The sequence below is a fragment of the Bacillus sp. FJAT-27251 genome (assembly GCF_001273925.1).
Classification (GTDB): domain Bacteria; phylum Bacillota; class Bacilli; order Bacillales; family Cytobacillaceae; genus Mesobacillus_B.
Map to the genome: position 1 here is coordinate 3,799,561 of NZ_LIGG01000001.1, position 12,403 is coordinate 3,811,963.

12 protein-coding genes are annotated in these 12,403 nt (G+C 45.9%); 9 read left to right on the top strand and 3 right to left on the bottom strand.

The genetic code is table 11. The annotated features are described in order from the left end of the window. Positions 1–16 precede the first annotated feature (16 nt). The 6 genes from ADU22_RS25045 (at position 17) to ADU22_RS17900 (ending at position 5,828) form a co-directional block, all read left to right on the top strand. On the top strand, positions 17–187 hold the full coding sequence (locus ADU22_RS25045) for a hypothetical protein (protein ID WP_197280085.1): 171 nt from the start codon (positions 17–19) through the stop codon (positions 185–187). A 146-nt stretch (positions 188–333) separates the two neighbouring features. Next, on the top strand, positions 334–1,017 hold the full coding sequence (locus ADU22_RS17880; protein WP_053363377.1) for a response regulator transcription factor: 684 nt from the start codon (positions 334–336) through the stop codon (positions 1,015–1,017). Between the two features lie 2 nt (positions 1,018–1,019). Further along, the gene (locus tag ADU22_RS17885) at positions 1,020–2,024 is read left to right on the top strand and encodes a sensor histidine kinase (RefSeq protein ID WP_053363378.1); all 1,005 of its coding nucleotides are present in this window, start codon (positions 1,020–1,022) and stop codon (positions 2,022–2,024) included. Positions 2,025–2,153: 129 nt separating this feature from the next. Further along, on the top strand, positions 2,154–2,360 hold the full coding sequence (locus ADU22_RS17890; RefSeq protein WP_156324389.1) for a hypothetical protein: 207 nt from the start codon (positions 2,154–2,156) through the stop codon (positions 2,358–2,360). 208 nt (positions 2,361–2,568) lie between these two features. Beyond that, on the top strand, positions 2,569–3,252 hold the full coding sequence (locus tag ADU22_RS17895) for an ABC transporter ATP-binding protein (RefSeq protein WP_053363380.1): 684 nt from the start codon (positions 2,569–2,571) through the stop codon (positions 3,250–3,252). After that, positions 3,249–5,828, top strand: a complete 2,580-nt coding sequence (locus ADU22_RS17900; protein WP_053363381.1) for an ABC transporter permease — start codon at positions 3,249–3,251, stop codon at positions 5,826–5,828. Before ADU22_RS17895 ends, ADU22_RS17900 begins: the two co-directional genes overlap by 4 nt. A gap of 79 nt (positions 5,829–5,907) precedes the next feature. On the opposite strand, the gene ADU22_RS17905 is transcribed toward ADU22_RS17900, so the two are convergent. The 3 genes from ADU22_RS17905 to ADU22_RS17915 form a co-directional block, all read right to left on the bottom strand. Beyond that, positions 5,908–6,744, bottom strand: coding sequence for a MurR/RpiR family transcriptional regulator (locus tag ADU22_RS17905; protein WP_053363382.1), 837 nt, complete (start codon positions 6,742–6,744; stop codon positions 5,908–5,910). 141 nt (positions 6,745–6,885) lie between these two features. Then, entirely contained in the window at positions 6,886–7,578 is a 693-nt protein-coding gene (locus ADU22_RS17910; RefSeq protein ID WP_053363383.1) for an N-acetylmannosamine-6-phosphate 2-epimerase, read from the bottom strand. A 24-nt stretch (positions 7,579–7,602) separates the two neighbouring features. Then, positions 7,603–9,138: a maltose/glucose-specific PTS transporter subunit IIC gene (locus tag ADU22_RS17915; protein WP_053363384.1), complete on the bottom strand. Its 1,536-nt coding sequence runs from the start codon at positions 9,136–9,138 to the stop codon at positions 7,603–7,605. A 395-nt stretch (positions 9,139–9,533) separates the two neighbouring features. On the opposite strand from ADU22_RS17915, the gene nagA reads away from it, so the two are divergent. The 3 genes from nagA to ADU22_RS17930 are packed head-to-tail and all read left to right on the top strand — an operon-like array spanning position 9,534 to position 12,216. Then, entirely contained in the window at positions 9,534–10,739 is a 1,206-nt protein-coding gene (nagA, locus tag ADU22_RS17920) for an N-acetylglucosamine-6-phosphate deacetylase (RefSeq protein WP_082252905.1), read from the top strand. Beyond that, complete coding sequence (nagB, locus tag ADU22_RS17925) at positions 10,729–11,460, top strand: glucosamine-6-phosphate deaminase (protein ID WP_053363385.1); 732 nt, start codon at positions 10,729–10,731, stop codon at positions 11,458–11,460. The genes nagA and nagB overlap by 11 nt, the downstream gene beginning before the upstream one ends. Positions 11,461–11,490: 30 nt before the next feature. Then, positions 11,491–12,216 carry a GntR family transcriptional regulator gene (locus ADU22_RS17930; RefSeq protein ID WP_053363386.1) on the top strand — a complete coding sequence of 242 codons (726 nt, stop codon included), beginning with the start codon at positions 11,491–11,493 and terminating at the stop codon, positions 12,214–12,216. Positions 12,217–12,403 lie beyond the last annotated feature (187 nt).

Sequence of the window (12,403 nt, forward strand, 5' to 3'; positions counted from 1 at the left end):
AGAAAAGAGGTGCATTATGAAAGGAAAAAGGGAACCGCAATTCAGGAGTGGGCAAACAGTAAACGACCAATTGAAGGGGTATTACGGGATGGATCCGGAGATGAGCCTTCAATCTGCTAACTTTGCTACGACGGAAAATCCATATCTGAATGAGCATTATCAGGAGAATTCCAAGGATGATGAATAAGTGGCTTTAAGTATTCTGCCGAAAAACAGAAGAGAAACGTCTCTTCTGTTTTTTGATTCCCCTCCCCTGCTCATCACTTAATTTTGACGATACCCCCCTCTTCCAATAAGATAAAAATAGAAAACCTGAATGTTAGGATGAACAGAATGAAAATCTTATTGGTTGAAGATGACCGGACTATCGCTTCCGGATTAGAGTACTCACTAAAGCAGGAGGAGTATGAGACAGTGCTTTGCCATGATGCTGCCTCTGCAAAAGAAATGATTCAGAATCAAATCGGCGAAATCGATTTATGCCTCTTTGACCTTAACTTGCCCGATGGCAGCGGGTATGACTTATGCGCACTCGTGAAAAAACGCCGGGATATTCCGGTCATCTTTTTAACAGCCTTTGATGATGAAGTGAACGTCGTCATGGGCCTCGATATGGGAGCGGATGATTATATCACCAAACCTTTTCGCATCCGCGAACTGGTTTCGAGGATTAAATCCGTCCTCCGCCGGTACCACCGCCATGCCCAGCCGCAGAACACCATTGATATCGGGAATATTCAAATCAACACACTCGAAGGAAAGGTGTACAAGCAAGGGAAAGAAGTATTGTTGACTGCCCTGGAGTATCGGCTTTTCCTTATTTTCGCCAATCACATTGGACAGGTCCTTACAAGGGCCCAGCTGCTGGACCGGATCTGGGATGTGGCCGGTGATTTTGTCAACGACAACACGTTGACTGTGTATATTAAAAGATTGCGGGAGAAGCTGGAAGACAATCCGCAAAACCCGACGCTGATCAAGACCATACGCGGCATGGGCTATAAGGTTGGTGACTAAATTTGTTTCGTAACCGGGAAGTTCAAATCCTGCTGGCCATTCTGCTTTTGATAAGTCTAATCGGCTTTAGTGTGGCAGCCATTTTCGTGTCCATGCTTGGTGCCGTTTTGGTGCTTGGAGTCGCCATCCTCCTGATTGGCTGTACGCTGATTTTCACCAAATGGCGTTACCAGGAAATTGAAAAGCTTTCAGGATACCTCCAGCAAATCAGCAATGGTGATTTTAAGCTGGACGTTCGCGATAACCATGAAGGAGAGTTAAGCCTCCTGAAAAGTCAGATCTATAAAGTGACCAGAATGCTTTCTGAGCAAGGAGCGGTTCTGTCCGAGGATAAGGCCAAATTGTCCAATGCGATTTCCGATATCTCCCACCAGTTAAAAACCCCGCTTACCTCGATGATGGTGATGGCCGATTTGCTGCGGGACAATCGACTGGAAGATGCCAAACGGGCAGAATTTACCCGCAATCTCCAAGTCCAGCTGGAACGCATGGAATGGCTTGTTTCTTCATTATTAAAGCTTTCAAAAATCGATGCAGGGACGATTGCGTTTAAAAAGGAAAAGGTATTGGTAGGTCCCCTCGTTCGCAAAGCGATCGAGCCGCTTTTGGTTCCCATGGATATAAAAATGCAAAGGCTGTCCGTCGATGGTGATGAGAACGCTGCATTTATCGGTGATTTCAACTGGTCCGCCGAAGCGCTCATCAATATCATCAAAAACTGTGTCGAGCATACAGGTGAAGGCGGCGAGATCACGATTGTGTTTTCAGAGAATGCCCTGTACACAGAGATTGAGATTGGTGATAACGGGAATGGAATTGCCAAAGAGGATCTCCCATACATATTCCAGCGATTTTACAAGGGTAAAAACGCTAGTGATGACAGCGTTGGGATTGGCCTGGCAATGGCCCACAGCATCATCGCAAGCCAGCAAGGCGATATTGTCGTGAAAAGTGTAAAAGGTGTTGGGACAACGTTTCAGATTAAATTTTATAAGCAGGTGATTTAGGGGGTCGCGGGTCGTGATGTTGGTTTGGATGTTGGTTTGGATGTGATTATTCGGACAGGTGGGGATGAAAACCGTGGTGGATTGTCCGAATCAGTTGGGGTTTCGGACAACTCCCGAGGAGAAACTTGGGTGTTTGTCCGAATCAGCGTGGTATTCGGACTACTCTCGAGGAAAATCTGGGGTGCCTGTCCGAATCAGCCCCGCTTTCGGACTACTCCTGACGAAAAGCTGGGTGCCCAGTCCGAATCAAGCCCTCATTCTGACTACTCCAGAGGAAAAGCAGGAGTGCCTGTCCGAATCAGCCCCGTTTTCGGACAGCTTTCGGGGAAAAGCTAGGGTGCCTGTCCGAATCCACCGCGCTTTCGGACTCCACCCCAGGAAAAGCCAGCTTCCTTGTCCGAATCACCCAGGCATTCAAACAATAATCTCCTACACCCTTCCCCATTCCCCTCCCAAAGTGAATAAACTGTCACCGTACAGTCACTTTAAAGTCATACTATCCTCTTATACTGACCTCATAGAAGAATTTAACGGAGGTTTTCACATGAACATAGTTGAAGTTAAAAATCTGTCGAAGGTGTATGGAAAAGGCGAAACAGCGGTCAAAGCGCTCGATAATGTGTCTTTTTCCGTGAAAAAAGGTGAATTTGTCTGCATCATCGGCCCTTCCGGCTCGGGAAAGTCCACCCTTCTCCATATGCTTGGCGGAGTCGACCGCCCTACTAGCGGAAAGGTTCTCATCGATCAGACCGATATTTATGACCTAAATGAAACACAGCTTGCGATTTTCAGGCGCAGGCAAATCGGCTTGATTTATCAATTTTATAACCTGATCCCTATTTTAACCGTCGAAGAAAATATGACGCTGCCGATGCTTTTGGATGAGCAAAAAGTTGACCCAAACCATCTCAATAAAATTGTCGACATTCTTGGATTGACCAACCGCCTTTCCCATCTGCCGAACCAGCTTTCAGGCGGCCAGCAGCAGCGCGTCTCGATTGGCCGGGCGCTGATCAGCAATCCCGCAATTATCCTTGCCGACGAGCCGACAGGCAATCTTGATAGCAAAAATAGCGAAGAAATCATGGAACTTCTTAAAATGTTCAACAAAACCTACAATCAAACGTTGATTGTGATCACGCATGATGAACGCATCGCCCTTCAGGCGGACCGCATCATCTCCATTGAAGACGGAAAGGTTGCCAAAGATGAGGTGACCCGGCCGTGAATATTATCAACAAGGTAACCCTGAGGCATTTAAAAGAGAACAAACGCCGGTCACTAGTCACCATCATCGGCGTCATCATTTCGGTGGCGATGATCACCGCGGTTTCGACGCTTGGTGTTTCCTTTTTGGACTTAATGATTCGCCAGGATATTGCCAAAAACGGAGAATGGCATGTTCTCTACAAGGATCTCACCAATGACCAGATACAAGCCATCAGGGAGGACAGCAACACAAAAACACTTGCCCTCTCCAGCGATGGCTATGCAGCTCTTGAAGAATCGGAAAATGCCTATAAACCATATCTTTATTTCAAAAGCTATAATAAAACCGGCATGGAGCTATTCCCGATCACGGTCAGCGAAGGAAGGCTTCCCCGTAATGAAAATGAAGTCGCGATTTCCGAAGCGATAAAAAACAATGCAAAAGTGCAGTACAAAATTGGAGATCAACTCACGGTGGATATTGGGGAGCGATGGAGTACAACAGAACCAGCCATGCTGACTCAAAATCAATCTCTTCAGCGTGGTGAAGATACCATTAATGAAGAATTGAAGAATACCAAAACCAAAACCGTGGCCATCGTCGGCACGATTGAACGCCCTGCATGGGAACCAACCTGGGCTCCCGGTTACACGGTAATTGGCTATGTGGACGAAGCAACGTCTGATTCTATTGATGCTTTTGTCGTTTTAAACAATATAAAAGGCTCCCTTTTTGAAGACGCCAATAAACTTGCTGCCCAACAGGAAATTGAAAATGTCCACTTTAATTCCGATTTGCTTCGCTATTATGGTGTAACGGATAACGACAACTTGCGCATGACGCTATTCTCACTGGCAGGCATCATTATGGGTGTCATTATCGTTGGCTCCGTGGCACTAATTTATAATGCATTTGCCATTAGTGTGTCAGAGCGTGCCAGGCACCTGGGGATGCTTTCAAGCGTTGGTGCGACGAAGAGGCAAAAACGGAATTCGGTCTTTTTTGAAGGTGCAGTAATCGGGGCCATCTCTATTCCGGTTGGGATTTTGGCCGGCCTAGCAGGAATTGGCATCACCTTCGTTTTCATCAATACGTTTATCCAGGAGGCTTTAAATGTTTCGGAAAAGCTGGAATTGGTAATCACACCGGCGTCGATTTTGATTGCATGCGGCATTTCCATTCTGACGATACTCATTTCAACCTATATTCCAGCGCAAAAAGCTTCACGGATTTCTGCCATTGATGCCATCCGCCAGACCCAGGACATCAAGTTGTCAGGAAAAACAGTCAAGACCTCCAGGCTGGTGAGAAAAGTCTTCGGGCTTGAAGCCGAAATTGGGCTCAAGAATGTGAAAAGGAATAGAAAACGATACCTGGCCACCGTTTTCTCTTTAGTGATCAGCATTGTCCTATTCCTAGCAGTCACCTATTTTACCGACAATCTAAAAAAATCGTTGGAACTGTCGCAGGATAATCTTCAGTATGATATCCAAATTTTCAGCAGCCATTTGGGAAAGGAAGAGCTGGCAAGTTTTGCGGAATTGGATCATGTAACAAAATCTACCTTTATTGACGAAGCCCAATTTGAGTCGCCCGTTGGAATCGACGCCCTCCCTGATTCGTTGAAACAGCAAATCGCCGAGAACGATTTGGAGCTTACCGATGGAAAATATCCTTATTATACAGTCCTGCATGGATTGGATTCGGAAAGTTTCCAGGCCTATGCGACGCAAATCGGTGTGAATGCGGCAGGCTTCACCAATCCGGACACACCAAGCGCGATTGTCATTGACCAGATTTCCTATGAAGATGCTTCAACCGGGAAACTTATACAAACCAAAGCGATTGAGGCGGAAGTCGGGGACAAGATAGATTTATTCAGAATGCACTACGGTGATTCTGAAACAGAGCAGCCGGAACGGGAATTGGCGGGCACTGTCCAAATAGGCGCCCTTACCGACGAGGTTCCCATTGGTGTCCATACCGCTTCCCTGGGTGGAGTAAACCTTATTGTTCCTGAAGCCACATTGTGGCAGCTGGCTGACGACCCGGAGCAAGTGAGTTCTTATGTCTATTTAAACAGCTCGGACCCGATGGCCACCCAGACCGCGATTGAAGACCGAAAAGATACAAATATTAATGTATACAATGTTTTTCAGCGGCGGCAGCAGGAAGAGCAGATGATTTTACTTATGTCTGTCTTCACTTACGGTTTCATCACGCTCATTTCCCTGATTTCAATTGCCAATATCTTTAACACCATATCGACAAGCATTTCACTTCGCAAGCGTGAATTTGCGATGCTGCGATCGGTTGGAATGACCCCGAAAGGATTTAATAAAATGATCCATTATGAAAGTGTTTTTTATGGAGTCAAGGCCCTGGCCTATGGACTGCCTATCAGCATCCTGGTCATGTTCGGCATGCACCATGCCCTTAGATATACCTTTGAATATGGATTCAGTCTGCAATGGATGAGCATCCTTTTCGTAATCATCCTGATTTTCCTGATTGTCGGGGCAGCCATGCTGTACTCCATTTCCAAAATCAAAAACGAAAACATAATTGAAGGGTTGAAACAGGAGAATATTTAAGGAAAAACGCGGTTAGCCGAGAGGCTGACCGCGTTTTTATCCTCCCAGTATATGGGTATGAACCGTCCCTGCATTCGCCTTACCCCTCGAGGGCCCTTAGTGTTCTATCGCGAATTTGGATTCGATTCAAATAGTCTTTGGCGATAAGTTCGGTGTAGATCAGGTCAAAGAAGAGGAAAAGCGGAAGGGTTGGCGAGATGTTTTGGCCCATGTGCATATTGCTTTTACTCATGACGATCAGGGTAAGATCGGCTAACCGGGAGAGTTCGGAGTTTCTTTCGCTCGTGAATGCCAGAACAGTGGCTCCCTGCTGCTTCGCTATTTTTACCGCATCAATCACTTCCCTTGTCTCCCCTGATACCGAAATGCCTATAATCAGGCTGTCTTTTCCTGCCAGCGCGGCATCCATTACAGCCTGATGGGGATCGGTAATACTCTCCACATTCACCCCAATCCGGAAGAACTTCCATTTGAACTCCTGTGCCGCAATTCCAGAGTTGCCAATGCCATAAACATGCACTTTCTTTGCATCATTGAGAAGGGAAACAGCCTGATGAAGCGCTTGATAAGTGATATTCCGAAAGGTCCCTTCAATGAGGTCCAAATGATTTTGGTACAGCTTGGAGAAATAATCAATTTCCTTGATATCACTTGCCTTCGCCGGTTTGTTTCGCAAATCGATGTACCTTTTTAATTCATGTTTGAATTCATTGAACCCTGAAAAAGCAAGCTTCTGGCAGAAGCGGGTAATCGTAGCAGGCGAAATATGGATCTTTTTGGCAATCTGACTAATCGATAATATACTGATTTCTTCGGGATGATGGATGATATACTTGGCCAATTCCGCCTCAGAGCTCGTGAATTTCTCCATATTGCACTCAATCCCGTGAATCAGGTTTTCACCAAGATACTCCATATATGTACTCCTTAATGATGCATTCTTTCTCTTCCATTATATCTGATTGAACTTTATTCTTTGTAAAAAGATTGAAAACTATGATTGGCATGAAAAATAACCCAAAGGCTCAAAGCCCAGGGTTATTTTCAAGTAAAAGCACTAGTTCTTCAAAGCATCAGCAAACTTCTTTGTAATCAGCTGTGGTCTCGTAATCGCACCGCCAACAACGACGGCATGGACACCAATGTTTAACACGGACTTGGCAATCTCAGGTGTAGACACATTGCCCTCGGCCACAACCTTGGCGTTCTTCACTTCTTTTACAATCTGGCTGATCACGGCATAATCATGATCATCGATTTTCAAGCCATCTGTTTCAGCCGTATAGCCATATAAAGTCGGTGCAACAATATCAAACCCCAGCTCATCTGCCACAATCGCTTCTTCGACTGTCGAGACGTCAGCCATCAATAGAAGATGAGGATGCCGCGAACGCACTTCCTTATAAAAGCTCTCCAAATTGCTGCCATCCGGGCGAATCCGGCTCGTTGCATCTGTGGCAATGATTTCGCAGCCTGTTTGCGCCAAAGCATCGATTTCCTTCATCGTCGGGGTGATAAATACTGGGTGGTCACCGTACACTTGTTTAATGATGCCAATCACCGGCAGATCGACTTGTTTTTTAATCTCAATAATATCTTCAACGGAGTTGGCACGAATGCCAACCGCTCCGCCTTCTTTCGCAGCTAATGCCATTCGCCCCATAATAAAAGAGCTGTGCAGCGGCTCCCCTTCCAGCGCCTGGCAGGAAACAATTAATCCTTTTTTTATCTGCTCTAACACTTGTTGCAACACAAACACTTCCTTATAAAGAGATTATTGTTCTAAATACTCTTCAACTTCGTTTTTCACAATCGTCACTTGAGGTCCGTAAATGATTTGGACACCCGTCCCTTTTTTCACGATTCCTTTTGAACCTGTCTGCTTAAGGATATCCTCTTTCACCTGGTGTTCGTCCTTAATGGTCACACGCAAGCGAGTCGCACAGCAGTCGACAACCTCGATATTTTCTCTTCCGCCCAATCCTTCCACAATCGTTTTCGCACGATCTGTTGCGGAAACCTGCTGTCCTGTGCTCTCTTCCTTATCTTCGCGGCCAATGACCTTGAAGTTCTTTTTACGGATCAGGTACCTGAATGTGAAGTAATACAGGAAGAACCAAGGAATCCCTACGAGTAGCACATATGGCCAGTTTGTTTTATCCACACCCTGCAGAATCCCGAATAAAATGAAATCAATGAATCCGCCGGAGAAGGTTTGTCCTACCGTGATATTGAAAATGTCCGCCATCATAAACGCAAAACCATCAAATATGGCATGGACCACATATAATAGTGGGGCAACAAACAGGAAGCTGAATTCCAATGGCTCGGTAATCCCGGTCAGGAAGGATGTTAATGCAGCGGATAAAAGAATCCCCGCAACTACTTTTCGATTTTCCTTTTTCGCACAATGATAAATGGCTAAAGCGGCTCCTGGCAAACCAAACATCATCGTAATGAAACGGCCTGACATAAATCTAGATACCCCTTCATAATACTGTGTAGTCGAAGGATCCGCCAATTGCGCAAAAAAGATATTCTGCGTACCGCTAATCAGTTTGCCGCCAATTTCCATCGTACCACCAAGAGCGGTTTGCCAAAATGGCAGATAGAAAATATGATGCAATCCCATTGGTCCAAGCATACGAAGAATAAATCCATAAAAGAGGGTCCCGATTTCGCCAGTACCTGTCACTAGAGCTCCCAGCTGATTGATGAACAGCTGGAAATAAGGCCAGACCACAAATAATGCCGCACCGACAAAAATCGAGGCGAAAGAAACCACGATTGGAATGAATCGGGAGCCTCCGAAGAATCCAAGCACCTGAGGCAGCTGGATCTTATTGTATTTATTGTGCAGGGATGCAGCGACAATCCCGATGACAATCCCGCCAAATACACCTGTTTCCAAGGTTTGAATGCCAACAGCCATTCCCTGTCCGGCTCCGGCCAAATTTCCTTCCGCCAGTTCGCCAGCCAGGCTGAGCAGAGCGTTAATGGCACTGTTCATCACAAAATAACCAATCATCGCTGCCAATCCAGCCGTTCCTTTATCCGAACGGGCTAAACCGACGGCAACACCAACCGCAAAAATGATCGGCAAATTCGCAAACACGATATTCCCTGCCGCACTCATGATAATAAAGATGGCTTGAAGCCATGCGATATCTAAAAACGGATAAGCTGAAACCGTATTCGGGTTCGAAAGCGCTCCGCCAATTCCCAATAACAAACCAGCAGCCGGTAAAACGGCAATGGGAAGCATGAACGATTTCCCGAATTGCTGGGCTTTTTCAAAAGCCTTTTTCATAAAGAAACCTCCCTGTTTATTTCAAATGAATGAAAAACTTATAGTTGCATCATAGAACCGCTTTCACTTTATTTCAATGGCTCCGCAATCGTTTTCAACCATTTTCATCATGTTGGGAATCTGACTGAAAATGTTTTCACATGTTGCATTGCAGCACTTTCCATCTATCTTTCCCTTCTTTCTCTCTCTATACATAAATCATTTCCCATGGATAAAAACTAACTCGATTTAAAGGAAGCAATGAATGACGTTTTGTATTGGTCTATACCAAAAAAGACTGTTACACTTTAAATATAAAGATTGTCCTTTGTGTGCGATATTACTTCGAAAATTGGTATAGACAACTGTATACCCCCATGCTAAGATAGGGGCGTCAAAGGGTAGGAGGATGGACAATGAAACAGACAACCAAAGCCATTATGTTAAGAGGAATGCAAATCATGGCGGAAGGCAAAAAGATTGAAAATGGGTATCTCAAAATCAGGGACCAGCAAATTATCGGGTATGGTCCCCTCGGCGATGCAGATTCTACAGAGGGCTTCGAAGTGATTGACGTCCCTGCTTCCTTCACAGCCGTTCCGGGTCTGATTGATATTCATATCCATGGTGTGAATGGTGCCGATGTGATGGACGCGACCCCTGAAGCATTGGATATTATGTCCACTGCCCTTCCTAAGGAAGGAACAACAAGCTTTCTTGCCACTACGATGACACAAAGCAATACAGCGATTGAAAACGCACTGAAAAACGCAGGCAATTATATCAGCCAGGGACAGGAACCGGGAAAGGCCGAAATCCTCGGTGTCCATTTGGAAGGGCCATTTGTGAATCCAAAAAGGGCTGGTGCCCAGCCTGTACAGTATATTGTCGATTCCAGCCTTGATCTTTTCAAAAAATGGAATGCATTAGCCAATGAACATATTAAAGTGGTGACGATCGCCCCCGAGCAGCCAGGTGGTTTAAATCTCGTTAAATATCTAAAGGAAAACCGCATCATCGCCTCCATCGGACATTCCGATGCGACCTATGAGGAAGTGGTGAAGGCAATTGAAGCTGGTGCAAGCCAAGTCACCCATTTATTCAACCAGATGCGAGGCTTGCATCACCGCGAACCAGGTGTGGTCGGAGCAGTCTTTTTACATGATGAATTAAGTGCCGAATTGATTGCGGATGGCGTCCACGTCCGCCCTGAAATGGTCAAACTTAGCTTTAAAAACAAAGGCAGGGACGGCCTCATTTTAATCACCGACTCCATGCGTGCGAAATGCCTGAAGAACGGCGTGTATGATCTTGGCGGACAAGCGGTGACGGTAGCAGGCGGGAAAGCTCTTTTAGATGACGGTACCCTGGCTGGCAGCATCCTGAAGCTCGGCCAAGGGCTGAAAAACATGGTGGAATTCTCCGGGTGCTCGCTTGAGGACGCCATTCATATGGCTTCTGTCAATCCTGCGAAGCAATTGAATATGTTTGAGCGGAAAGGAAGCATTTCGATTGGAAAAGATGCGGACATTGTCATCCTCGATGAACACCTGGAAGTTTTCATGACATTTTGCCGTGGAGAGCTTGCCTATCAACAAGGAGGAGAAAAAAATGAAGATTAAAAAGGTGAAAAGCTATGAGGAGATGAGCCGAATAGCTGCAGATATCATCATCGATAAGGTACGCAGCAACCCAGGGATCAATCTTGGCCTGGCAACAGGCTCCACTCCAGTTGGAATGTATGAGAATCTGGTAAAGGACCATCAAGAGAAAGGAACTTCGTACAAAAGCGTCAAAACGTTCAACCTTGATGAATACATTGGCCTTTCCAGTGAAAATCCGAACAGCTACCGAAGCTTTATGAACGAGCAGCTGTTCAATCACATCGATATCCCGATTGAAAATACTCATGTTCCTCACGGAGACGCCAAGGATTCCCATCAGGAATGCGCGGAGTATGAAGCACTTTTGAAAAAACACGGCGGCGTCGATCTGCAAATACTTGGAATCGGCGGCAATGGACACATTGGCTTTAATGAACCTGGCACTTCGTTTCAATCAGAGACCCACATTATCGAATTGGCGGAATCTACCCGCCGTGCGAATGCCCGGTTCTTCAACAGCCTCGAGGAAGTTCCGACCCAGGCGATTACGATGGGCATTGCAAGCATTATGGAGAGCAAGGAAATCCTGCTGCTCGTCTCCGGCGAAAAGAAAAACCAGGCGCTTAAACAGCTTCTGGAAGGAGATGTAAGTGAAGACTTCCCTGCATCGGTTTTAAAAACACACCCGAATGTCACCATTATCGCCGACGAAGCCGCTTTATCAGAGGTCACTGTTTAGGTAATTTCTTAATGTGAGAAGGGTTGATAGATGATCAATAAACAATTGCACATCCCACTCTATTATCAGTTGGCTCAATCTATACAAAAACAAATTGACAGCGGGGATTTGAAGCCCGGAGAGTCTCTCCCAACTGAGCGGGAATACGCCGAGAACCTCAATATAAGCCGGATGACCGTTAGACAAGCTTTAAATCAGCTTGTCAACAATGGGTACTTATATCGGGTCCAGGGAAAAGGCACCTTTGTGGCGGAATGCAAAATTGAGAAACCACTCACAGGCATCACCAGTTTTACCGAAGACATGATGGCCAGAGGGCTGGAACCCAGCAGCAAGCTGCTCCATTTTGAGCTGATTCCAGCCACTCCGGATGTAGCCAATCAGCTGCAGATAAAGGAAAACAGTCCTGTCTATGAAATCAAAAGGATCCGCTTGGCGGACCATGTTCCGATGGCGATTGAAATCAATTACATTTCCGCCAACCTTGTAAAAGGCCTGACTGAAAAAATCGTCAATCAGTCAATTTATGCCTATATGGAAGACCAGCTCAACTTGAGGATCGAACAAGCGATCCAAACAATCGAATCTTCACTCGCAGAGCCAAACGAAGCCCAGCTCTTGCAAATGAAAGACGGAGCGCCGCTCATGAGGATCCAGCGAACCGCCTTCCTCTACGACGGCACACCAGCCGAATACGTCCTCTCCGCCTACCGGGCCGACCGCTACAAATTCACCGTCCACATCCACCGGCAGTGAGGCATGCGGACGGTTCTCATGTGGGACACTGGGACAGGTACATTGTCCCAGCATTATATTGAATTGGGACAGAGAATGGCGTGCACCCCAAAAGTTAGAGTCAAAATCTAATCTTTTGGGGTGTTTCTTTTGACTAAAAAATATAGTGATGATTTGAAATTAATGGTGGTCAGAGAATATCAAAAGG